This is a genomic window from Actinomadura rudentiformis (genome assembly GCF_008923185.1).
GTDB lineage: Bacteria > Actinomycetota > Actinomycetes > Streptosporangiales > Streptosporangiaceae > Spirillospora > Spirillospora rudentiformis.
This window is the reverse complement of the sequence record NZ_WBMT01000001.1, coordinates 481,347-504,493: the sequence shown is the minus strand read 5'-3', so window position 1 is coordinate 504,493 and position 23,147 is coordinate 481,347. Positions and strand designations below refer to the sequence as shown.

22 protein-coding genes are annotated in these 23,147 nt (G+C 69.0%); 13 read left to right on the top strand and 9 right to left on the bottom strand.

The window, feature by feature from the left end; all coding sequences use genetic code 11:
- Positions 1-7: 7 nt before the first annotated feature.
- The 3 genes from F8566_RS02425 to F8566_RS02415 all read right to left on the bottom strand — a co-directional run bounded on the left by F8566_RS02425 (position 8) and on the right by F8566_RS02415 (position 2,980).
- On the bottom strand, positions 8-1,177 hold the full coding sequence (locus F8566_RS02425; protein WP_192809471.1) for a cytochrome P450: 1,170 nt from the start codon (positions 1,175-1,177) through the stop codon (positions 8-10).
- A gap of 182 nt (positions 1,178-1,359) precedes the next feature.
- Complete coding sequence (locus F8566_RS02420; RefSeq protein WP_151557478.1) at positions 1,360-2,178, bottom strand: SDR family oxidoreductase; 819 nt, start codon at positions 2,176-2,178, stop codon at positions 1,360-1,362.
- A 58-nt stretch (positions 2,179-2,236) separates the two neighbouring features.
- A complete protein-coding gene (locus F8566_RS02415; RefSeq protein ID WP_225992782.1) occupies positions 2,237-2,980 on the bottom strand; it encodes a hypothetical protein in 744 nt (247 codons plus the stop codon).
- Positions 2,981-3,468: 488 nt separating this feature from the next.
- On the opposite strand from F8566_RS02415, the gene F8566_RS02410 reads away from it, so the two are divergent.
- The 3 genes from F8566_RS02410 to F8566_RS02400 all read left to right on the top strand — a co-directional run bounded on the left by F8566_RS02410 (position 3,469) and on the right by F8566_RS02400 (position 7,583).
- On the top strand, positions 3,469-4,203 hold the full coding sequence (locus F8566_RS02410; protein ID WP_225992781.1) for a S1 family peptidase: 735 nt from the start codon (positions 3,469-3,471) through the stop codon (positions 4,201-4,203).
- 176 nt (positions 4,204-4,379) lie between these two features.
- Complete coding sequence (kstD, locus tag F8566_RS02405; RefSeq protein ID WP_318836383.1) at positions 4,380-6,188, top strand: 3-oxosteroid 1-dehydrogenase; 1,809 nt, start codon at positions 4,380-4,382, stop codon at positions 6,186-6,188.
- A gap of 222 nt (positions 6,189-6,410) precedes the next feature.
- Positions 6,411-7,583 carry a serine hydrolase domain-containing protein gene (locus F8566_RS02400; RefSeq protein WP_151557473.1) on the top strand — a complete coding sequence of 391 codons (1,173 nt, stop codon included), beginning with the start codon at positions 6,411-6,413 and terminating at the stop codon, positions 7,581-7,583.
- A 70-nt stretch (positions 7,584-7,653) separates the two neighbouring features.
- Here F8566_RS02400 and F8566_RS02395 read toward each other — a convergent pair whose 3' ends face one another.
- Positions 7,654-9,051: an alpha/beta hydrolase family protein gene (locus tag F8566_RS02395; protein ID WP_225992780.1), complete on the bottom strand. Its 1,398-nt coding sequence runs from the start codon at positions 9,049-9,051 to the stop codon at positions 7,654-7,656.
- Between the two features lie 88 nt (positions 9,052-9,139).
- Positions 9,140-10,690 carry a pyridoxal phosphate-dependent aminotransferase gene (locus F8566_RS02390; protein ID WP_225992779.1) on the bottom strand — a complete coding sequence of 517 codons (1,551 nt, stop codon included), beginning with the start codon at positions 10,688-10,690 and terminating at the stop codon, positions 9,140-9,142.
- 195 nt (positions 10,691-10,885) lie between these two features.
- Between F8566_RS02390 and F8566_RS02385 the strand changes: the two genes are divergently transcribed.
- From F8566_RS02385 to F8566_RS02375, 3 genes are all read left to right on the top strand, one after another.
- A complete protein-coding gene (locus F8566_RS02385; protein WP_151557469.1) occupies positions 10,886-11,485 on the top strand; it encodes a TetR/AcrR family transcriptional regulator in 600 nt (199 codons plus the stop codon).
- A 182-nt stretch (positions 11,486-11,667) separates the two neighbouring features.
- Positions 11,668-12,993: a protein kinase gene (locus F8566_RS02380; protein WP_192809470.1), complete on the top strand. Its 1,326-nt coding sequence runs from the start codon at positions 11,668-11,670 to the stop codon at positions 12,991-12,993.
- Between the two features lie 77 nt (positions 12,994-13,070).
- Complete coding sequence (locus F8566_RS02375; protein WP_151557465.1) at positions 13,071-13,610, top strand: hypothetical protein; 540 nt, start codon at positions 13,071-13,073, stop codon at positions 13,608-13,610.
- Between the two features lie 29 nt (positions 13,611-13,639).
- Here F8566_RS02375 and F8566_RS02370 read toward each other — a convergent pair whose 3' ends face one another.
- Positions 13,640-13,969: an antibiotic biosynthesis monooxygenase family protein gene (locus F8566_RS02370; protein ID WP_151557463.1), complete on the bottom strand. Its 330-nt coding sequence runs from the start codon at positions 13,967-13,969 to the stop codon at positions 13,640-13,642.
- Positions 13,970-14,174: 205 nt separating this feature from the next.
- Here F8566_RS02370 and F8566_RS02365 point away from each other — a divergent pair, with 205 nt between their 5' ends.
- The 3 genes from F8566_RS02365 to F8566_RS02355 all read left to right on the top strand — a co-directional run bounded on the left by F8566_RS02365 (position 14,175) and on the right by F8566_RS02355 (position 16,087).
- Positions 14,175-15,374 carry a low temperature requirement protein A gene (locus F8566_RS02365; RefSeq protein WP_151557461.1) on the top strand — a complete coding sequence of 400 codons (1,200 nt, stop codon included), beginning with the start codon at positions 14,175-14,177 and terminating at the stop codon, positions 15,372-15,374.
- A gap of 44 nt (positions 15,375-15,418) precedes the next feature.
- Positions 15,419-15,646: a hypothetical protein gene (locus F8566_RS02360; RefSeq protein ID WP_151557459.1), complete on the top strand. Its 228-nt coding sequence runs from the start codon at positions 15,419-15,421 to the stop codon at positions 15,644-15,646.
- Positions 15,647-15,763: 117 nt separating this feature from the next.
- Positions 15,764-16,087 carry an I78 family peptidase inhibitor gene (locus F8566_RS02355; protein WP_151557457.1) on the top strand — a complete coding sequence of 108 codons (324 nt, stop codon included), beginning with the start codon at positions 15,764-15,766 and terminating at the stop codon, positions 16,085-16,087.
- Positions 16,088-16,098: 11 nt separating this feature from the next.
- On the opposite strand, the gene F8566_RS02350 is transcribed toward F8566_RS02355, so the two are convergent.
- Positions 16,099-16,467 (bottom strand): hypothetical protein, encoded by a 369-nt coding sequence (locus F8566_RS02350; protein ID WP_151557455.1) that lies wholly within the window; start codon positions 16,465-16,467, stop codon positions 16,099-16,101.
- Positions 16,468-16,554: 87 nt separating this feature from the next.
- Entirely contained in the window at positions 16,555-17,682 is a 1,128-nt protein-coding gene (locus F8566_RS02345; RefSeq protein ID WP_151557453.1) for a Gfo/Idh/MocA family protein, read from the bottom strand.
- Between the two features lie 108 nt (positions 17,683-17,790).
- Between F8566_RS02345 and F8566_RS02340 the strand changes: the two genes are divergently transcribed.
- The gene (locus F8566_RS02340; protein WP_151557452.1) at positions 17,791-18,372 is read left to right on the top strand and encodes a TetR/AcrR family transcriptional regulator; all 582 of its coding nucleotides are present in this window, start codon (positions 17,791-17,793) and stop codon (positions 18,370-18,372) included.
- A gap of 16 nt (positions 18,373-18,388) precedes the next feature.
- Here F8566_RS02340 and F8566_RS02335 read toward each other — a convergent pair whose 3' ends face one another.
- Complete coding sequence (locus F8566_RS02335; protein WP_151557450.1) at positions 18,389-19,138, bottom strand: TVP38/TMEM64 family protein; 750 nt, start codon at positions 19,136-19,138, stop codon at positions 18,389-18,391.
- Between the two features lie 339 nt (positions 19,139-19,477).
- Between F8566_RS02335 and F8566_RS02330 the strand changes: the two genes are divergently transcribed.
- The 3 genes from F8566_RS02330 to F8566_RS02320 all read left to right on the top strand — a co-directional run bounded on the left by F8566_RS02330 (position 19,478) and on the right by F8566_RS02320 (position 23,143).
- On the top strand, positions 19,478-19,939 hold the full coding sequence (locus tag F8566_RS02330) for a hypothetical protein (protein ID WP_225992778.1): 462 nt from the start codon (positions 19,478-19,480) through the stop codon (positions 19,937-19,939).
- A 5-nt stretch (positions 19,940-19,944) separates the two neighbouring features.
- Positions 19,945-21,747 (top strand): peroxidase family protein, encoded by a 1,803-nt coding sequence (locus F8566_RS02325; RefSeq protein ID WP_151557449.1) that lies wholly within the window; start codon positions 19,945-19,947, stop codon positions 21,745-21,747.
- A gap of 121 nt (positions 21,748-21,868) precedes the next feature.
- Positions 21,869-23,143: a cation:proton antiporter gene (locus F8566_RS02320; RefSeq protein WP_151557447.1), complete on the top strand. Its 1,275-nt coding sequence runs from the start codon at positions 21,869-21,871 to the stop codon at positions 23,141-23,143.
- Positions 23,144-23,147 lie beyond the last annotated feature (4 nt).

Genomic DNA, 23,147 nt, shown 5'->3' with positions numbered 1-23,147 from the left:
GTGGGCCTCACGCCAGTGGTTTCGGGTTCACGGGGAGCCGGTCGAGGGCGTGGAACGTGGCGGACGCGCGCCTGGTGAGATCGGTGTCCGCCAGGGTCAGATCGGGGAAGCGGCCGAACAGCCGCCGCAGCGTCTCCTCGGCCTCCAGCCGGCCGAGCGCGCGGCCGACGCAGTAGTGCACTCCGGTGCCGAACGAGAGATGGCCTGGATCGCTGCGCAGCATGTCGAAGCGTTCCGGGTCCTGGTACCGGGCTGGATCCCGGTTGACCGCGGCCAGGTCCACGACGACCTGGCTGCCCGCGGGCAGGTGATGCCCGGCCAGCACCTGGTCCTTGGTGGCGGTCCGGCTCAGGTAGTTGACCGGGTGGTGCAGCCGCAGGAGCTCCTCCACCGCGGCCCCGTAGAGGTAGGGGTTCTCCTGCAGCCGCCGTCGTTCCGGCGGGTTCGCCAGCAGCGCCATGACACCGTTCGCGATGAAGTGCGCGGGGGCCTCATGGCCGGCGATCATCAGCAGCACGACCATGGTGAGCACCTCCTCGACCAGCAGGCGATCGCCGTCGATCTCCATCGTCAGGAGCGCGCTGAGCAGGTCGTCGCCGGGCGACTCGCGCCGTTCGGTGAGGATCGGCAGCAGGAACAGCGAGCAGTTCCGCGCCGCCTCGCTGGCGTCGAGCAGCTGCCGGTCGGTCGGCCGCAGTTCCATGAACGCGACGATCCGGCTCGCGAACCCCAGCACGACCGCCGCGCCGTCGACGCCGATGTCGAGCATCTCGGAGATGATGCCGACCGTGATCGGGTACGCCAGGTCGGCGATGACGTCGAACTCGTCGAGCCCGTCCACGCCGTCCAGCGCCGCGTCGATGATGGCCCCGACCCGCGGCCGCATCGCGGCCACGCGCTTCGGGGTGAACCTGCGGGCGACGTGGTACCGGAGCCTGTCGTGCGTCGGCCCGTCGGTGAAGAGCGCCAGCATCGCGCTGACCAGGGACGGGAGCTCGTCCATGTTGCCCAGCCGGGCGACGAGGTCCAGGTTGTCGGCCCGGTCGCTGCTGAACCCGGAGTCCTGCAGGACCTTCTTCGCGGCCTCGTGGGAGGAGACGACGTAGACGTTCGTCTCCTCGTCGAAGTACACCGGCCCCGTGGCGTTGGGGAACGCGCGGATCCGTTCGTCGGTCATTCCCATCCCTTCACATCGGCGATGAACGCCGCCAATTGCCGCGATGGGAGGGCTCGCCGAACCACCGAGTGGCTCGCCTGTCCTGGGCATGCGCGGTCAGACCCGCTCTTCGGGGTAGGCCTTGGCGTGCCCGAAACCAATGTCGCCGCTCACCTGAAAAAGGGACCTTTCGTTCGGCCCGGCTATTTGAAGGATTCGGCGTGGTCCTCTGCCCATTCGGTGAACGAGCGGGGCGGACGACCGGTGATGTCCCGGACGGTGGAACGCACGCCGGGGCTTTCCATGAAGCACACGCCGAAGCTCTCGGCGACCTCCTCGGGAGAGGTCCGGATCTTCTCCATCAGATCGGGGTCCGCGGTCTCCTGGAACGACAGCTCGCGCCCCAGGGCCGCCCCGAGGGCACGGACCTTGTCCCCGGCGGTGACCTCCGCCGGGCCGGTGAGCGCGTACGTCCGCCCGTCGTGGTTCTCGACCAGGGCACGGGCCGCGACCGCGGCGACGTCCTCCGGGGCTATGACCGGCGACGGAAGGCCCCCGCTCGGCTGCCGGACGACGTCGTCCTCCCTGATGTCCCGGGCCCAGGCGAACGTGTTGGACGCGTACTCCCACGGCCTCAGCACGGTCCCTCGGAACCCGCCCTCCCGCATCACTCGTTCGGTCTCCAGCGCGAGCCGGCCCACGAATGATCGCGGGCGGGTCTCGGCCAGCAAGGACGTCACGAGGACGACGTAGGGCACCCCGGACCGGCCGGCCGCCCTGAGGACACGGGACGGATCACCGGCTTCGAGAAAAAGGAAGAGCTTGTCGACTCCGCGCAAAGCCCGGTCCAGGAACTCGGGCTCCCTCAGGTCACCTTCGACAATTTCCACGCCCTCTGGAAGAAGGGAATTCGCCCTGCGTGCGTTCCGCGTGGTCACCCGCGGTTCCCGCCCCAGCCGGCAAAGCTCGCGAACCAGCGGCACACCCATGTTGCCGGTCGCCCCGGTCACCAGAATCGTCACGAAAACAACGCTACGGACGGACTCTGGCGCCGACCTTGCGGGAACCTTGCGCCGTTGATCAGGTGGGATCGGCCGGGTGGGGTGCCACCGGAAGCGAGGCGGCCAGATGCCGCTCGCACCGCCCGGCCAGCTCCCGGTAGGCGCGCCGCCCCATCAGGGCGATCAGCTCGGGACGGTAGGAGAGGTAGAGGGGCTCGCCGGCTCCGTGAGCCGACCGCGCCCCGGTGCACCACCAGTGCAGGTCGTGCCCGCCGCTCCCCCACGTGCGCCTGTCGTACTCGGTGATGGTCACCACCAGGACCCGGGTGCCGTCCGGCCGGTCCACCCACTCGAACGTACGGCGGATCGGCAACTGCCAGCAGACGTCCGGTTTGAACTCCAGCGGCTCGCGGGCTTCGCGGAGGGCCAGCAGGTGCAGGGCGCAGCCCTCCCCGCCCGGGAAACCGGGGCGGTTGAGGAAGACGCACGCCCCGTCGACGATCCTTGTCTGGCGGCCGCCGTTCCGGGTGTTCTTGACGATGCCGTCGCCGGATCGATGGTGTTGCCAGGTCTCGGGGGTCAGCCGCGAAGCCTGCTCAAGCACCCGTTCCTCGTCCTCCTCGTCGGCGAAATGGGCTCCCAGCGAGCAACATCCGTCACTCGCCCGCCCGGCCACGATGCCCTGGCAGCCATGGCCGAACACGCAGTTCCATCGTGAGGTCAGCCAGGTCATGTCGCAGCGGAAGACCTGCTCCCCGTCGGCCGGATCGGGAAACTCCACCCAGACTCGCGCGAAGTCCAGCACCACCTCATCAGTCACCATGCCCGATCCCCCCTGACACCGAGTTCTACCCGTTCAACAGCTGCGTTCTACCTGTTCAACGACCGCCCTATCGAAGACCCCGCCACCCATCGACCATGACACACGGCCCCCACCCCGGTCCGCCCCAGATCAAGCCCGTCGTTTGAACCGCCCTGGCCACGCTGATCACCGTCCCGCCCGTTCTGGCGGCGGGCATCGGCTGGCTGCGGGCCCGGTCGGGCATTGACCGCGACGACCGGCCCTGACACTTCTGGAAAATGCCCGACTTCGCGTGCGGGCGGACTTTAGGCTGCCGCATTCAACGGCGTCGTGATGACGGGCCGGCAGGCTGTTAAATTAATAGAAACACTTAAAAAGTGCTGACGACGTCGTTCAATGCGTTCTTCGCATACCCGGCCCCATTTACGGATTCGGCTCGCACGTCTACCGTTCGGTTTCCCCGAACGGTGACGCGCAGCGCGCCGGAATTGCGAGGAGCACTTATGCGCATGAAGACTCTACTGGCAAGCGCGCTTGCCGCCCCGGCCGCGGTCGTGGCGTTCGCCGGGACGTCGCTCGCGCAGGAGAACCCCACCCCGCCGCCGACCCCGATGATCGTGGGCGGCGTGCCCGCGACCGAGACCTACTCATGGATGGCCTCCCTGCAGAGCTCCAGCGGCAGCCACAGCTGCGGCGGCACGCTGGTCGGCCCGCGGCACGTCGTCACCGCCTCCCACTGCGGCACGCCGTACCAGGTGCGGATCGGCACCACCAACCGCACGTCGGGCGGCGAGGTCCGCAGGGTCTCGGGCCGCCAGACGCTCGGCGCCGACGTGGCGTTGCTGACGCTGAGCACCGCCTCCACCCGGACGCCCGCGCCGATCGCGACCAGTGCGCCGGTCGGCTCCTCCACCCGGATCATCGGCTGGGGCCAGACCTGCTCGACCCGCGGCTGCGGCTCGGCACCGGTCGGCCTGCGCCAGCTCGACACCAGCATCCTCGCCGACTCCCGCTGCAGCGGCATCAGCGGCGCCAGCGAGCTGTGCATCAACGGCGGCGGCGGCCGCGGGGCCTGCTATGGCGACTCCGGCGGTCCCGCTGTGATCGGCGGACCGGGCAGCTGGCAACTCGTCGGCGCGACCAGCCGCGGCACGGCCGGCACGTGCGCCATCTCCCCCGCCATCTACGGTGACGTCACCTACTTCCGCGCGACCATCCTGCGCATCATCGGAGGCGGCCGATAGGCCCCTGCCCCTCTGGCGCCCCGGCTTTGGTCCGAGCCGGGGCGCCGCTCCGTTGACAGGAATAACAACCAAGCGCATGCTTGCCGTTGTGACGGCGATCACGTGATCGCCGTCACATGGTGCCGGGCGCGAGGCGCCGTCGAATCCGACCGTCACCTCGCGCGAAAGGGACCGCCGTGCCTGACCAGACCCCTCAGAATGACCAGACTCCTCAGCCTGACCAGACCCCTCGCCCCACCCGCCGTGCCGTCCTGCGCGGCGCGGCCGCCGGCGGGGCCGGGATCCTCCTCGGTTCGCACGTGCTCGGCAGCGTCGCGGCCCACGCCGACACCGCCGACGCGCCGGAGTACGACGTCGTGGTGGTCGGCGCCGGCGCCGCCGGCATGACCGCCGCGCTGACCGCGGCGAAGCGCGGGCTGAGCACGCTCGTGGTCGAGAAGGCGGCGAAGTTCGGCGGCTCGGCGGCCCGGTCCGGCGCGGGCATCTGGATCCCCAACAACCAGGTCATCCTCGCCGCGGGCGTACCGGACACCCCGGCCAAGGCCGCCGCGTACCTCGCCGCGGTCGTGGGGAACGAGGTGCCCGCCGACCGGCGGGCGGCGTTCCTCGGCAACGGCCCGGCGATGATCTCCTTCGTCATGCGGAACAGCCCGCTGCGCTTCCGCTTCATGGAGGGCTATTCCGACTACTATCCCGAGCTGCCCGGCGGCATGCCGAACGGCCGGTCCATCGAGCCGGACATGTTCGACGGCAAACTCCTCGGCGCGGAGCTGGCCAACCTGAACCCGGCCTACATCCCGGTGCCCAACGGACAGGTCGTTTACAGCGGCGACTACAAGTGGCTCAATCTCGCCCTGGTCAACGCCAAGGGAGCCGCGCTCGCGCTGGAGACGTACACCCGGTGGTCACAGGCCGTCAGCCAGGGCAAGAAGCCGCTCACCATGGGCCAGTCGCTGGCCGGGGCCCTGCGTGCCGGGCTGCTCCAGGCCGGCGTGCCCGTCTGGCTGAACAGCCCGCTCATCGACCTGCGCGTGGACGCAGGTCGCGTCACCGGCGTGCTGGTGACCCGCAACGGCACGCAGACCCTGGTCAAGGCCCGGTACGGCGTCGTCGTCGGCTCCGGCGGCTTCGAGCACAACGCGAGCATGCGCAAGCAGTACCAGCGGCAGCCCATCGGCACCGACTGGACCGTCGGCGCCGACTCCAACACCGGCGACGGCATCGAGGCCGGCCTGGAGGCCGGCGCCGCGGTCGCGCTGATGGACGACGCCTGGTGGGGACCGGCGATCCCGCTGCCCGGCGAGCCGTACTTCTGCCTGGCCGAACGCACCCTGCCGGGCAGCATCATCGTCAACCGGCAGGGCGCGCGTTTCGTGAACGAGGCAGCCCCCTACAGCGACGTCGTCCATGTCATGTACGACAAGAACCCCACCGCGCCGTGCATCCCCTCCTGGATGGTCATCGACCAGAACTACCGCAACCGCTACCTCTTCAAGGACATCGCGCCGACTCTGGACTTCCCGCGCGCGTGGTACGACAGCGGCGCGGTCGTCAAGTCCTGGTCGATCTCGGGGCTGGCCACGGCCATGGGCGTGCCCGGCGCCGCCCTGCAGAGCACGATCAGCCGGTTCAACGGGTTCGCCACGAGCGGCAAGGACCTCGACTTCAAACGGGGTGACAGCGCTTACGACCACTACTACACCGACCCCGCCGTCAAGCCGAACTCCTGTCTCGCCCCGCTGTGGTTGCCGCCGTACTACGCGTTCAAAATCGTTCCCGGTGATCTGGGGACCAAGGGCGGCATGGTGACCGACGCCAGCGCCCGCGTGCTCACCACGGGCCGCGCCGTCATCCCCGGCCTCTACGCGGCGGGCAACGCCAGCGCCGCCGTCATGGGCCACAGCTATGCCGGTGCCGGCTCGACCATCGGGCCCGCCATGACCTTCGCGTACATCGCGGCCAACCACATCGCCGACAATCGCTGAGTTTGATCAGGGCCGAAGGTCCTCCCCTCGCAGGAGGCGAAGCAGAGGCGTCACTGAGCAGTATGACGCCGGGCCGCCATTCTCCGACCTGAGCATGGGACGCCACGGGCCCGGGCGCCAGGCACGTCGGCACTCGCCGCCGGCGGGCGCCCGGGCACCCCGACGACCGTCTCCGGGGCATTCCCGATGGTGCGTCCGGCCCCCGGCCGCTTGGCTCGGCACATGGATCATTCACACCGCTCATTGATCGTCCTCGCCTCGGCGGGCGTGCTCGCCGCCGCCGCGACAGGCCTGGCCCTGGCCGACTCCCCCGGTACCGCACGAGCGCACACGCGCACCCAGGCCGCGCTGGACGCGATCGTCCGGCAGGGCACGCCCGGTGTGATCGCCGAAGTGAAGAACGGCGACCACAGGTGGAACGGGACGGCGGGGGTGGCCGAGATCGGCGGTCGTCCGCGTGCCTCCGGCGAGAGGTTCCGGATCGCCAGCATGACCAAGCCGTTCACCGCGACCGTGCTGCTGAAGCTGGAGGCCGACGGCGAGTTGTCGCTCGACGACAGCGTCGAGCGGTGGCTGCCCGGAGTGGTGCGCGGCACCGGCTACCACCCCGAGAAGATCACCATCCGGCGGCTGCTGAACCACACCAGCGGGATCTTCAACTACAACAACGATGAGGGCTTCCGTGCCAGATACGCCGGGGACGAGTTCGACAAGAACCGCCACACCAGGATCGCCCCGCGCGAGCTGGTGAACATCGCGCTCACGCACCCGGCGGTGTTCCAGCCCGGCGAACGTGGCCGCTGGGAGTACTCCGACACCAACTACATCCTGGCCGGGATGGTGATCGAGAAGGTCACCGGCAACAGCTTTGCGGACGAGGTCAAGGAGAAGGTCATCAAGCCGCTCGAGCTGAGCGACACCATCGTGCCCGGCACCTCCCCGCAGCTTCCGCCGCCGCACGCGGTCCACTACTCCACGCTGTTCGAGGACGGCCCGAACGCGAAGATCCGTGATGTCACCGAGTTCAGCCCCACGGTCGCCTGGTCCGCAGGAGAGATCATCTCGACCACCGCGGACGTGAACACCTTCTTGTCCCGGCTCATGCGCGGAGACGTGCTGCCCCCGGCGCAGCACCGGGCGATGTTCCGCACCGTCCGCGTTGAGGGAGCGGACGGGCACGGCGGCGCGAAAGACCGCTATGGCCTGGGCATCCGCAAGTTCAGGCTTGGGAAGGGCTGCTGGGTCTGGGGCCACGGCGGCATGCTCCCTGGATCCGCGTCCCGCACGGCGGCCACCCGCGACGGCCAGCATGTTCTCACCATGAACCGCAACGGCGACTGGGGTGAGCAGAAGTTGGAGGACGCCGTCCTCAAGACCGAGTTCTGCCGGCAGTAACGCGAGAGCCTCCTGGACGGGCCGCAGGTGGCCCGTCCAGGAGGTGGTGGCCCGTCCAGGAAGCTGGTGGTCAGCGCGAGGAGCGCAGCGGGAAGCCTGGGCTGTAGGTCGTGAAGGCGGGCTTCACGACCTTCTCCTGGCCGGTCAGGAAGTCGATGGGGATCTGGTACGGCCGCGGGAAGGTGCTCGCCGCCCGGTTGAGGCGCTTGGGGCTGAGGTCCGGCCACTTGCCCGTGTCGAGCCGTTCGATCAGATTGCGCATCGTGACGACTTCCTCGGCGGCCGTGAACGCGCAGTGGCTGCCCCGGTCGACAAAGGTCTGACGCAGCTTGGCCGGGTCGCCGTGCCGCTTGACCTGCTCGGCGTACCAGCGCTGACCGTACTCGGGGGCGCCGCCGTCACCGGTGTTGTGAATGGTGAGAACGGGAGCGGGCGTGGTCCCCCGCGCGACGCCGTAGCGGAAGAGGTACGGGACCGCCCCTGGATCCGCGGCGATGCGGGGAGCGCCGGCGAGCCGCTTCAGGTCGTCCTTCACGCTGAGGCGGGCCGCCCTGTACGCCTTGGCGACCAGGGCTTTCTGCCCTGAACGTGCCAGCTGCCGTCCGTAGTCGACGCCGACGTTCCAGGAGGGATTACCGCCCGCGCGGCGTTCGATGTCCGCGCGACCGATGGGTCCGTTGCCCAAGGTGTAGGCACCCTGCACCCACGTCGCCTGCTGCCGGATCTGTTCGGCGAGCTTGGTCGGCTTCCGGTCGTAGGTGGAGTACCAGGCCGGGATGTTGCCGAGCGACCCCACCAGCGCCAGCCGGGCCCGTCCCTTGCGCGTCTTGAGCGCCTCGTCGATCGCGTTCGACAGGGCTTGCGCGCTGGCCTGGGGGTCCTTGGGGTGAACGAGGTCGATGTCCTGGCCAGGCGCGAGAAGCGTCTTGACGGCGAAGTTGAGATCCAGCGCGACGTTCATATAGCCGCTGAAGTCGAACGCCGCGCAGATGTCCACCACGCCCGCGAACCGGCCGGGGTTCCGCTCGGCCAGCAACGTCGCGACGATGCCGCCCATCGACTGCCCGGTCGCGACGGTCCGCCGCGGCTTGGCGACGTTCTCGCCGAACCAGTCCAGCAACGCGATCTGGTCCGTCAACGCCGGCTCGACCGTGTAGCCGTACTTGCCCTTGTACTCCGAGGCCGCCAGCGCGTACCCGTGATCGAGCAGCCACTCCGCGGTCTCCGGATGGTTGCTCAGCGCGATGCCCCCGCCCGGGACGGGAAAGCCCTCCGGATAGTAGCCGTGGCTGTAGAGCACCAGCGTGCGGTTCCACCGCTCCGGCACCACGACCTTGTACTTCGCGCCGTCGATCTCTCCTTCGTACGTCCGCCGCTCAGCCGCGTCCGCGGCCGCGACGCCCACGGCCTGCCCGCCGAGCATGAGCCCGGCCGCCAGCATCCCGATCCGACGTCTCCACTTGCCCATCTGTCCCGTCCTCCTCGGTAGGTGCGAAACCGTTGACCGATAGGACCGGCCTCACCTTCGGAACTCATCGCTCTTGGGACTCACCGTTTCAGGCTGGGCGGGCCTCCTGGGGCTCGAACCGGCCGTACCGGTCCGACTCGTAGGCCGGCCCTTGAGCGGCGCCGTTCCCATTGGCCTGGCCCGGCACCGCGTTGCTGGAGAGATTGCTGGCGAGGTAGGAGCGCAACTCGTCGACCGTGGTGTAGGCCGGGGAGTCCGTGGTGCCGTTATAGGCGGCAGAGTCCGTGGCGGCGCTGTAGGCGTTGGGGTCTGTGACGCCGTTGTAGGCGGTTGGATCCGGTGCGCCGCTGAAGGCGTTCGGCTCCGGCACGCCGCTGAAAGCGTTGGGATCCGGCGTGCCGCTGAAAGCGTTCGGCTCCGGGGCGCCGTTGAAGGCGTTGGAGTCAGTGACACCGTTGAACGACCCGAACTCCGTGCTGTTGACCAGGTCCGGGACGGCTCCCGCCAGCGTGGACGGGGAGGCTGTGCCATAGAGGTACGAACCCAGCCCGACGAGGAGCCGCTGCACGTCGCTCTGCGGCCGGACGACCAGCCGCAGGAACTGGCTGGTGGAACCCAGCTTGTTGCCGCACTCACGGACGAACACGCCATGCTGCTCGATCAGATAGTCGCGCAGCCCGACGCCGTCCCTTCCGTCCGGCAGCTTGACCATGATGAAGTTGCCCTGCGACGGGAAGACCCTCAGGCCGGGCAGCGAGGCGAGCTGCTGGGACATCACCAGCCGGTCGCGGGCGAGCAGTCGCAGGCTCTCGGCGTACTCCTGACGGTGCTCGCGCAGCAGGAAGACCACGACCTCGGCGAACGAGTTGAGGTTCCACTTGGGCAGGGCCGCCCGGATGACCTTCGCCAGTGCCGGGTTCGCCACCAGGTAGCCGAACCTGATGCCGTGCAGGCCGAAGTTCTTACCCAGGCTCTTGAGCACGATCACGTTGGGTCTGATCCGCGCCTCGTCCGCGACGCTCGTGTACGCCTCGGCGTTCACGAAGTCCAGGAACGACTCGTCCACCACGACGAGGTCCAGGTCGATCAGGCAGTCGAGCATCCTGACCACCTCATGCCGGGGGACGTACCCGCCGTCGGGGTTGTTGGGGTTGCAGATGACGGCGACGCGCGATCCGCGCTGCCGGACGAACTGCACGAAGTGGTCCACCTCGAACTCGAAGTTGCGCATCTCGTGGAGCTGGAACATGTCCACCCGTTTGCCGGTCTCCATCGGCTGGTCGGTCCACCGCCCGAAGGTCGGGATCGGCGTGGCCAGGCTCTCCTTCACCAGCAGGTGGTCGATCCAGGTGATCAGCTCCGTCGAGCCGTTCCCCATCACCACCGTCTGCGGGTTGAGGCCGAGCGTGGCGCACAGCTCGGCGGTGATGGTGTCCGCGTCGCTCGGGTAGTACTTGAGGATCTGCTCCAGGGTGCCCGACAGCTGGGCGAACATCTCAGGCGTCGGGAAGTACGGATTGCACGGAATGCAGAAGTCCACGAGGTCCGCTCGCCCCGCCGAGGCCCGTTTGAGCGCGAAGAAGGACGGGCTGTGCGCGTTCTTTCGCAGCAGGCCCGGATCGATGGAGTCCGACGACACGGAAAACACTCCTCGTGGCCAGGGGACGGCGCCGCCATCATCGTCGTCCGCTTGGGCATGACATCTCCGATACATACGCGCTTCGGCGGGCCGTGGTTCGAATCGGCGGCGCCCGGGCGTTGTGGCGGACGTGATTTGCGTGTTCCTTAATGGGGGAACGGCAGCTCTCTACCGAGTCCCCCATACCGTGATGGCATGGCGAACCCTGTGACGTGTGACCAGGTCATCGATGTTGCGACCCGGCTGTTCGCTGAGCTCAGTTATGACGGGACCCCGTTCCAGCTCATCGCCGACGCCGTGGGGGTGAGCAGCGCCCAGCTCACCGAGATGACCGGCGGCAAGCGGGAGCTCTATCTGTCGGTGATGCAGCGATTCTTCGAGGCCGAGCAGGCCATGCTCCAGGAGTCCATGGCGACCGCCGAACCCGGGCCCGCAGCCGTCCACCGGCTCGCCGACGCGTACCTGGATTTCTACTTGGGCCATCCCAACATGCGCGCATTGTGGACGCATCGCTGGGTCTCCGATGCCGCCGACATAGCCGACTTCGAGGACCGCTTCTCGCGTCCCCTGATGGAACAGGCCGCCACCGAGATAAGGAACGTGGTGCCGCCGGACGTGGACACCTACTACCTTCTGGGGACCTTGGTGTGGTGCGTGCACGGCTTCATGGGCTCCGGCCTCATGGCCCCCAAGAGCGGGATGATCCCCGCCGATGACCCGGGCGCCGCGCGCTCGTTCCGTGCCTACCTCCATCTCCTCATGGACCGGCTGTTGATGGAACCGGCCGGCAGATAGTCCGCGAATTCCTCTTTCTCTGCCCCTTTCTCACCGAACCTCCGGCCCGCGCGGTGCGTACTTCCTGACCTGGGATCCATGGAGTCGGCGGATCCATGGATCCGGCAAGTAGGACGACTACCTCTGCGGAGAAAGCGGGTCTTGTGCGAGCCGGATTGCAGCTCAATGAGCGATATCGGCTGGTGGAGCGTCTCGATGACGGCGGCGGCGCCAGAGAGGTGTGGCGGGCCTGGGACGACCTGCTGGACCGGATCATCATCGTCAAGGCACTGGGGTCGATCACCCCGGGCCGGCATCAGGCGTTCCAGCGGCAGATGAGCAAGACCGCCGGTCTCACCCATGCGGGCATCGCGACGGTCTACGACTTCGACTGCACGCGTGACGCCGACGGCCGGCCCGTCCCTTACGTCGTGACGGAGTTCCTGGAAGGAGAGGACCTCGAGGCGCGGCTCGAAAGAGCCCCTCTCGCGCTGGCCGAGGCGCTGGAGGTGTGCGGGCGGATCGCCAGCACGCTGGCCGCGGCGCATGCGAACGGCGTGAACCACGGTGACCTGAGATCGAGCAAGGCGATCCTCGCCCCCGGCGGCGTCAAGCTGGTGGATTTCGGCACATCCTCCGCTGTGCGCCAGACAGCTGACGATGCGTCCGGCCAGTCACCGGACTCGGAGCCCGGCCAAGCATCCGACGCGAACTCTGACCGAGAATCTGATTCGGCGCCCTCAGCCAAGGACGACGACGGAGCAAAAGCCGACATCTACGCCTTCGGTGCCGTTCTGAACGAATGCCTGGAGGCATTTCCGGCGGCGAACGTTCCGGAAGAGGTGGCGCGTCTCTCCACCCGCTGCCGGGCTTCCGATCCTGCGATCAGGCCATCGGCCGACGAGGCAGCGGAGATCCTCATCCGTGCCAAAGCGGCCTCATTCGACACCCTCACGTTCGACACCACGGGTTTCGTCGCGGCACCGGTCCGCGAGCCTGTCCGAACGCGACCGGCGTACGCCGGTCTCAGCAAACGCGAATGGGCCCTTGCGCGCCTCGGCATTCTCGCCATCGCCGCGATAGGGGCCGTCATCGCTCTCGCGGCGAATCGGCCACCGGCCACTGCGGCGCTTCCTGAGGAACGAGCCGCGACCACGCCCACACCGGTGTACTCTGCGCCAATGGTGCCCGACCCCCAGCCCTCGGCCACCCTTCCGTCCCCTGAAGAATCGGCTCCCATCATTCGCCCCGAAGTGACCGGCAGCATGCAGGCGCTGGACGTGCTGGGGCGGCTGAAGCCGATGGTGGACCGGGAGTTCACTCTGGGCAAGATCCGTTCCGATGTCGCGGTCGACCTCGGCAATGTCATCACCAACCTGCGGAACGAACTCCTCCAGGGACGGCAGGTCGACCTGCCTGAGCGACTGACCCAGTTGCGGGAGAAGATCGCCACCCGGCTGCGCGAGCAGGGGCTCGCCCAGGACACCGCCGACCGCCTGACCCGAGTCCTGGCGACCGCGCGCACGTGAACGCGCCCACGGTGCCGGGCGAACAGCCGGCAGACACGCAGACACCGCCACGCCGGCGGCGATTGAGCCTGCCCTGGATGACGTTCGCGGTGCTGGTGGTGGCGGCGCTGGCCGCGACGACGCTGCAGATCGCCATCAGCTCCGCGCTCACCGACGACACCGACCTGCTGAGCCGGCCCGTTCCCAGACCGCCCGCGATGACCGGCGCGTCGAATCCGGAACCGGTGCCGCCCTCGTCATCTCCTCCGGAGGTCAGCTCCGCCTCCCCGACCCCATCGACCGTGAGCCCCGACCGGCCCACCAGCCCCCGTCCCACCGTGTCACGCCCGAGCATCCCGGTGACCCCGCTGCCGGTCCGGTTCAGGGACATGCTCGGCAAGTTCCGGTTCGCCGTCGACCAGGGCCTGGCCGCTCACCAGATTCGCGATGACGTCGGCGTCGACCTCCACAACCTGATCAGAGGGGCGTTCGACGACTCCGGATCCGGCGACCCCGATCTGTTCCGCCACCATGTCGCCAAGCTGCGCGAGAAGGTCGGAACCCGGAAAAGGGAAGGCGCCATCACGCCGCACCGGGCCGCGGAGCTGAAGCTGATCCTCGACCAGGCGGGGCTCTGACCGCGGACTCCGGCCGCTGGAACCGGTTCTCAGCCGGCCGGGTCGCGGCGGAAGCCGTACTCGCGTTCGACCCTGGTGACGCGGATGTCGTACGAGGTGTAGTAGCGCTCCCGGCCGGCACGCATCGCGACCTGGTGTTCAGGGTGCAGGCGCCATCCCTTGAGGGACTCCAGGTCGCGCCAGTAGATGACCACTCGTTCCTCGTTCCCCTCACCAGGCAGTGATTCGCGCCCCAGGTAGCCGGGCTGCTCTTCGGACAACTTCACCATCTGGTCGTTCAGCTCGTCGTAACCGTCCAGGTCGTCGGAGAGGATCGAGGTGATGTAGACGGCGATGTACGGAGGCTCAGGAAGCGCCACAGATACTCCTGTAAGGTTTGTTATGGGCTGATGGTACTGATACTTGGGGCGTTCATGAATGGCCCCGCCGCCTGAGAGGGCCTGCCCGCGACCCGATGTGTCACAGATCGGCACGCTGCCCTGTCGTCGTTGGAGAACGAGCCCACCCAGCGACAGGAGCAGAGGCGTGCCACCAGAAAGCGCCAGAAGCGGAATCCGGGTCCGGATGCGCGCACGACCGATCGACGAGCCGCACCGCGCCGCGAGCCAGCTGGAACTGCTGTTCGACCTGACCTTCGTGGTCGCGGTCGCGGCCGTCACCGCCCAGCTCGCCCACGACATCGCCGGCGGCCACGCCACGGCCGGGCTGGTCCCGTTCTTCCAGGTCTTCTTCGCGATCTGGTGGGCGTGGATGAACTTCACGTGGTTCGCGTCGGCCTACGACACCGACGACATCGCCTACCGGCTGCTGACCATGGTGCAGATGGCGGGGGTCCTCGTCCTGGCCGCCGGTGTTCCGGCCGCGAACCATGCCGACTACCGCGCCGTCACACTCGGCTATCTCCTCATGAGGATCGGGCTCGTCGCCCAGTGGGTGCGCGCCGGCATCGAGGATCCGAAGAGACGCCGTACCGCGATGCGCTATGCCACCGGCATCACCGCCCTGCAGGTGGGCTGGCTGCTTCGCCTCCTGCTCGCCGAGACCGGCGCCCTGCCGTCGTCGGCCCAGGTGCCGGCCTTCGTCGCCCTGGCCGTCCTGGAACTGGCCGTGCCCCGGTGGGCGGAACGGCCCGGGGCCACCACGTGGCATCCGCACCACATCGCCGAGCGGTACGGGCTGTTCACGATCATCCTGCTCGGCGAGAGCGTCCTCGCCGTGTCCAGGGGCATCGAAGGAGCACTCGAGACGGCCAGGGTCAGCGCCCCCTTCCTCATCGTCGCCGGCTCCGGCCTCATCCTGCTGCTCGCCCTGTGGTGGCTCTACTTCCTGGCACCGGCAGGCGACGGCCTCAGCGACCGCCGCCACCGCTCCTGCCTGTGGGGTTATGGCCACTACGGCCTCTTCGCGGCCCTGGCGGCCGTCGGCGCCGGCATCGAGGTCGCGGTCGAGCGGACCGGGCACGGTCTCGCGGCCTCACCCCTCGCGGTCTGCTACGCCGTCGCGATCCCGGTCGCCGCGTTCATCACCCTGCTCTGGCTGGTCCACGCGCCGATCGTGCCCGAACCCGTCGTCCATCCCGCCGTGGTCCTGGGCTGCGTCACCGTCGCGCTGCTGCTGCCGCTCGCGGCGCCGCGGATCGGAGCGACCGCCGTGGTCGCCCTTCTCGCCGCCGCCTGCGTCCTGCTGATCGCCACCGTGATCGCGCCGTCCAAGAAAATCTCGGCGGATCTGTCACAGGGCGGAGGGCTGCCCTGTCGTAACTGACTGAACGGAGGTTCCGCCATGACCACCCAGCCCATGGAGGAGAGATGAGCACCCCGACCGGCGACAACGATTTCCTGCACGAGCTTGAGGCCGAGGTCGAGACCGAACTCACCCTGGCCGAAGCGAGCCGGCCGGAGGAGACCACCGGCTTGCCGCCCACTCAGTGGTTGTTCGATCCACTCGACGCCGAACGCGAGGAGATCGGCCTCCGCGGCATCCTCAGCGCATCCAAGGCCCTGGAGAAGGAAGCCCGTCCCGACGAGAGCGCCTAGGACACAGCCGCGGTCACCGAGCGGCTTCACCGCTTCCCACGCCACGAGCTGTTATCTTCTGACTGCTCATTGTAGTCAGACGTCCGGATCGGGCGTCACCTTCGAAAGGAGTCGCCCGTGCGCGTTCCCGCCCGCCGGATGATGCTGACCGCCGGCTCGGCCACCACCCTCAGCGCGGCCCTCATGACCGGCACCGCCGAGGCGGCGCCTCCCCTGGGCGCGTGCGACGCCCTTCGGCTGTCCCCCCAGCTGATCGGCAAAGTGATCTCAGTTGACCCAGGTCCGGTGCACGCCGGCGAGGTCGAGATACAGAGCCTGAGTGTGACGCGCACGATCCGCATCCTGCGTCCCGGTGAGTCAGCGAAGCTGGGCTTCGTGGCAGAACGCCTCAACGTCCTCGTTGACAACACCAACCACATCACCAGGGTGTTCTGCGGCTGACCACCCCATGGTCAGCGGTCGTCACGCTCGGGGTTCTCCAGCTGGAAGAAGTTGCTCTGCGCGCCGTCCGCCTTGTGCTCCTGGTAGATGAAGTTCAGCTTCCGCTCGTCGAACGTCCGGAACCATTCGTCCCAGGAGATCTTCTTGAGATCTTCCCCTCCGTAACCCGGGAAGTCCAAGAGCAACCGTCCGGGACGATCGCCGTATTCGCTTCCCGGCACGGTGGCGGGCTCGGCCCCGCGTTCCTCGGCCCAGTTGCGGATCACTTCGTGGTCCGTCGTCACCAGGCTGCGACCAGGCCGTTCCTCGCTCTGATCCGCCGACGTCACGTGCTGTTCGTACTTGTGCTCACCTTGGATCGGGTGACCGGACTCCGCCATGGTTTCTCCCCCTCCCGGCACCCATACCCGGCTGACAGGTGGGCCTCCTCAAGGGGGTTGAGTCTCCCGGCAAAAGGAATTTGACGCTTATTCGGCGACGGGCTGGGACCGGCCGGTCTGTGACGCGCGCTCCAGGGTTTCCAGCAGCCGGTGGTAGTGCAGGGCGGTGGCGAAGTCGGGGTTCGCGTCACGCCCCTGGTCTATCGCCTGACCGATCTCGCGGTAGAGGGCCGCGACGTTGGCGATCGGCCCGTCGGGAACGTTTTCGGGAACGACGCGATAGCGGGCCGGGACGTCCAGGGTGTTCGTGACGCCGCCGACGGACCGCAGCCTGATGTTCCATTCGGTCCAGTGCGGATACACGCCGGCCAGGACCGGCGTGATGGTCAGCGTCCCCTCGGTGCCCGCGATCCTCAGGAGGAACTCATCGGGCCCCGCGGTGCCGCTCCCTCCGTGGACGGTCAGTGAGGCCACGGCGCCGTCGCTCAGGCGTCCCGTCAACGCGACCTGTCCGGGTGCCTGGTTGGCGATGTGTTCGCCGGTCTCGGTGACGACGACCTTCTTGTGGAGGTTGGCGACCACCGCCGACACCTGCGCAAGCCCGCCGACCAGGTGCTCGAACGTCGCGAGGGCGTGTCCCACCATGATCGTCAGCACGCCCGCGCCCGCCGCCGGGTCGGTGCCCCAGGCGAGCACCTCGGGGATCCTGGCACCGCCCCACGGGTCACCCGGGGTGATGAACGCGGCCGACTCGACACGGCCGATGCGGCCTTCGGCGATGAGGTCTCTGACGAAGAGAGCCGAGGGTGAGTGGTATCCCTGCAGGCCGATGGCGTGGACGACTCCGGCGGCGGCCGCGGCCTCGGCGAGTTCGGCCGTCTCGGTCGCGTCGACGCCCAGTGGCCATTCGGAGTAGACGTGCTTGCCCGCGGCGAGGGCCGCCCGGATCGCTTCGGCGTGCCCCGCCGACTTGACGGACACGACGACGAGGTCGACGTCGGGGTGAGCGGCCAGATCTGCCGCGCCCGTGAAGGCGTGCGCAGCTCCGAACTTGGCCGCCGCCTCTCTCGCCGTCTCGGGCTTGGAGGTGGCCACTGCGGTGACGGCGAACTCCTCCAGATGGGCCAGAGCGGGCAGATGGGTGGCCGCCGCCCAGCTCCCGCCCGGGCTCGCGCCCACGATTCCGACCCTGATCCGCTGCCGCCGATCGCTCATGATCACCCTCTCGGTAGTTTCCTATCGCTCGGTAGGAAACTAGAGAATGCGCCATGCGGCTGTCAACGCGGTAACCTACCGATAGGTAGGAAACAGGGAGGGAGAGCCATGCCGGGCGGTCGTCCGCGGGTCCACGATCTCGACGCCGCGCTGGACCGCGCGCTGGAGGTCTTCTGGCGCCAGGGGTACGAGGGCACCACGCTCTCGGATCTGACCGAGGCGGTCGGCATGAGCCGGCCCAGCCTGTACGAGGCGTTCGGCAACAAGGAGGAGCTGTTCGGCAAGGTGCTGGACCGCTATTTCGAAGGCCCGGGCAGGTTCGCCTCCCAAGCCCTCGACCTTCCCCTGATGCGGGACGTGATGGAGCGCCTGATCCATGGCGCCGTCGAGCTGACCTCGGGCCCGGGTGGGTGCCTGACCGTGCGCACCGTTCAGGCGTGCGGCGAGGAGGCCGAGCCGGTGCGCCGGGACGCCATGGCGCGCAGGAAGACGGCCGAACTCGCGCTGCGGCGGCGCATCGAGCTCGCGCAGTCCTCCGGTGATCTGCCCGCCGATCGCGATCCCGGCGATCTCGCCCGGTTCGTCATGATGCTCACCGACGGCATCGCGGTCCAGGCCGCCGCCGGTGCGAGCCACGCCGAACTCCGCCGCTCAGCCGACCTGGCGCTGGAGCTGTGGACGCGCCTCTAGAGGCGAGACGAGCGGCTCAGGAATCCCCGTCGTCCTCCAGACGGGAGCGGACGGCCTTCGCCGCCCACCAGCCCACCGCGCTCAAGATCACCAGTCCCACCGGCGCGATCCACACCACCGGGGAGCCGGGCTCGCGCAACGCCTCGCCGAGCCCGGTGTAGACGAGCGTTCCCGGCACGATCCCGAGCGCCGTGCCCGCCATGTAGGGCGCGAACCGCACGCCGGCCACCCCGGCCGCGTAGTTGACCACGCCGAACGGGAACAGCGACACCATGCGCAGCACCAGGACCGACTCGAAGCCCCGGCGTGACAGATACGAGTCCAGTCGGGCAAGCCGCCCCGATCCGGTGTACCGGGCCACCGCCGGGCGTCCCAGGATCCTGGCCAGGCCGAACGCGAGCGCCGCACCCGCCGTGGCCCCGGCCAGCACCGCCACCGAGCCCAGCGCGACGCCGAAGAGCGCTCCCGCGGACGCGTTCAGCACCGAGCCGGGTATCAGCGCGATCACCGCCAGCGAGTAGCACACCGCGAAGACCAGCGGCCCCCAGAACCCCAGCGAATCGACCCAGTCACTGATGGTCTTCCAGAACGAGCCGCCACCCGCCGCGACCAGTACTCCGAGCCCCACCAGCACCGCGGCGAAGACCAGCAGCTTCACGGCGGCCCGCCGGTGGGACGCGGCCGCCAGGCCCGTCTCCCCTTCCTGGGGACGCTCGCCGTCCGGAGAGGTGGTCGCAACGGGGCCGCGGTCGGTGCGGCGACTCATAGGTGCTCCTGCGGGCGGTTCGGTGGCGCGCTCGGCAACGCGCCGTCCTGACGACGACAAGCGGAATGCTGATCATCGCGCACCGGACGCCGGAACGACACGGCACACTCCGGCGCCCGGCCCGGGCTGGTCAACAACACCGCCCTCATGGAACGAATGCCGCCACCGCAAAAGTTCAGCGTGCCCCCGCGTCCGCGTGACTTTTCCGAACCGCCGGTGATCGTCATCAACGTCCCCGCCGGGGACTGGCCACTTGTTGTCAGGTCCGGCGGGCGGCTTTACCGGCGTTGCAAGCGGGCTCATCGTGGAGGCACTCGATGGGGGAATGAGGTAGGGATCATGAGCGTCCTACCTGGCATCATGGACCTGCTCGACAAGGACGGGGAAGAGCTCGATCAGCTGTTCAGGTCCGTTCCCGCAGGGCCGGTTCCTGACGGGGACGGAGCCGGCACCGTACTGATCCTGTCAGGGTCCCGGACGGGCAAGGCACTGGCACGCGCTGCCCGCCTGGCCGTCTGGCAGGGCAAGGTCTTCGACCGCGAGTCCGGCGATCTGCGCAACAAGGTGACACCGCTGCGGATCCGGGCGATCCGCGCGACGGTGGCGCCCGGGCCGAGCCGTGTCGACGGCAAGGAGTGCATCGTCCTGGACTACTCGCACACGTCCCTGGTGGCGCGCTGGGTCAGGGACGAGATCCGGATGGTGGGATCCGGGCAGTACCTCGGGGTGGTGTTCCTGCGCGGACGGCGCGTGGCGGGCTTCGGCCTCGTGTTCGACACTCCCGACCCTCAGGCAAGGTGATGACGATGGCCCGCCGGATCCCGCTCGCCGCCAACCTCAAGTCCCTGTTCGACCGCGGGGCTCACCTGGCGGACCGCACCATCGGGTGGCATCGCCTGCCGAAGCCGCTCGGCCTGCTCGTCCTCGTCGGGCTGCGGGACATCCTGCGCCGCGAGAACCTCCACGACACGAGCAAGCTGCCCGCCACCGACCTCCCGCCCGTCCCCTCCCCCACCGCCGAGAGCCGCATGGCCCGCACCGCGGACGGCAGTCACAACGACCCGGACGACCCCCGGATGGGCATGGCCGGGGCGCGCTTCGGCCGCAACATCCCCAACGACCGGACGTTCCCCGAGGTCCCGCCGCGCATCATGTCGCCCAGCCCGCGCGAGGTGAGCAGGGAGCTGCTGACGCGCGAGAGCCTCATCCCCGCCACCTCGGTGAACGTCCTGGTGGCCGCCTGGCTCCAGTTCATGATCCGTGACTGGTTCAGCCACGGCCGCAGTCCGACGGACCGGCCATGGGAGATCCCCCTCGCCGACGGCGATCCGTGGCCCGAGCGGCCGATGCGGGTGATGCGCACCCGGCCCGACCCCGCCGGGAATCCCTCCCCGTCCACGCCGCCCACCTGGGCGAACACCGAGACCCACTGGTGGGACGCGTCGCAGATCTACGGCTCGACACCCGACCACCAGAAGATCGTCCGCTCCGGGGAGGACGGGAAGCTGCGCGTCGCCTCCGACGGCCTGCCCGTGATGCCCGATGACCCGAACCTGGACCCGCGCCGGGTACCGGGGTTCTGGCTGGGCGTGCTGATGATGCACGCGCTGTTCACCCTGGAGCACAACGCGATCTGCGACCGGTTGCGCGGCGAGTTTCCCAACTGGTCGGACGAGGAGCTCTACCAGCGGGCCCGGCTGGTCAACGCCGCCCTCATCGCCAAGATCCATACCGTGGAGTGGACGCCCGCCGTGATCGCGCATCCCACCACCCGGTACGGCATGCGCGCCAACTGGTGGGGCGTCGCGGGCGAGCGCCTCCACAAACTGTTCGGCCGGATCGGCGACGGTGAGCTCGTCAGCGGCATCCCCGGCAGCCACACCGATCATTTCGGCGTGCCGTTCGCACTCACCGAGGAGTTCGTCGCGGTCTACCGCATGCATCCGCTGGTCCCCGACGAGTTCCACCTGCGCTCGTCGTCCGACGACAACCCGCTCCTGGACGCCACGTTGCGGGAGCTGACCGGGGACCCGGCCGTGGAGACGGCCAGGAAGTACGGGATGACCGACCTCCTCTACTCGTTCGGCACCGAGCACCCCGGGCTGGTGACCCTGCGCAACTTCCCGAGGTTCCTCCAGGAGTTCCAGCGGCCGGACGGTCACGTCCAGGACCTCGCCGCCACCGACATCCTGCGTGTCAGGGAGCTCGGCGTACCCCGCTACAACGAGTTCCGGCGACTGCTGAGACTGGCGCCGGCACGCTCGTTCGAGGACCTCACCGACGATCCCGAACTCGCCGAGCGGATCCGCACGGTCTATGACGGCGACATCGAGCGGGTCGACCTGATGATCGGCATGTACGCGGAGAAGCGGCCGAAGGGCTTCGCGTTCAGCGACACCGCGTTCCGGATCTTCATCCTCATGGCCTCCAGGCGGCTCAACAGCGACCGGTTCTTCACCACCGACTACACGCCTGAGATCTACACCCGCGCCGGCCTGGACTGGATCAACGAAGCCACGATGACCTCCGTGCTGCTGCGCCATCACCCATCGTTGCGCCACGTCCTTCGCCGGGTCCCCAACGCCTTCACGCCCTGGCCGCGGTCGTAGAGCCGAAGGACGTGACCTGGAGCACCGGCCCGGGCTCTCACCCATCCCACCGCGCTCGTACCTCCCGCTGCCCGGCATGTGATCGGGGATTGACCGATCACATGCCGGGCAGCGGGAGGGGGTGGGTCATATCGATCTTGTCTTCGTCATCGCGGGCGCCGGTGCCCTGCTCGCCGCCGCGTTGCCCGGGCTGATCCACCGGCTCCCGGTCTCGTTGCCGGTGCTGTTCCTGGCCGGTGGGGTGCTGCTGTACCTGCTGCCGGTGAACCTGCCCGAGCCCGACCCGGTGGCGCACCGGGTCGCGGTCGAGCACCTCACCGAACTCTGCTTGATCGTTTCGTTGATGGGCGCCGGGCTGGCGCTGAACCGGCCGTTCGGCCGCCGCTGGTCCTCCACCGCGCGGCTGCTGGTGATCGTGCTGCCGGTGACCACCGTGCTCGTCGCCGTGGCGGCGCATGTGCTGCTGGGATGGCCCGCGGCCGCGGCGGTGCTGCTGGGTGCGGCCCTGGCGCCCACCGACCCCGTCCTGGCCTCCGACGTCCAGGTCGGCGAACCCACCGATGCCGAGCACGATGACGACGAGGTGCGCTTCAGCCTCACATCCGAGGCCGGGCTCAACGACGGGCTGGCCTTTCCCCTGGTCTACGCGGCCGTCGCGATGGCGCTCGCCGGCGCCGGAGGGCCGGGCGAATGGCTCGGCCACTGGTTCGCGGTCGAGCTGATCTACGCCTGCGCCGCCGGGCTCGCCGTCGGGCTCGGGGTCGGATGGCTGCTGGGCCGCCTGTTCTTCCGCGCGGACCGGACCTCGCTGCGGCTGGCCGAACGCAACGAGGGTTTCGTGGCGCTGGCCGCCACCCTGCTGACCTACGGGGTCGCCGAGGCGGTGGGGGGCTACGGGTTCATCGCCGTGTTCACCGCGGGCTGCGCGATCCGGGCCGCCGAACGTTCCCACGGCTATCACGGCGTGTTGCACGGTTTCATCGAGCAGATAGAACGCCTGATCACCGCATGGCTGCTGCTGCTCCTCGGCGGCTACGTCGCCACGGGCGGGCTGCGCGACCTCACCTGGCGGGGCGCCGCGGTCGGCCTGCTGCTCCTCCTGGTCATCCGGCCGCTGCTCGGGTGGTGCTCGCTGCACCGGGGGCTGGCCGGGCGGCGGGAACGCCGCGTGATCGCCTTCTTCGGCGTCCGCGGCATCGGCTCGCTGTTCTACGTGGCCTACGCCCTCGGCCAGGCGGACTTCGGCGTGGACCCCGGTTCGTTGTGGGCCGTGGTGGCGTTCACCGTGCTGGCGTCGGTCTTCCTGCACGGCCTGACCTCCACACCGGCCCTGGCCTGGCTCGACCGGCTGAGACATCACCGCAGGCACGCCAACGCCCGGCGTCCCACTCCGTAGGGGC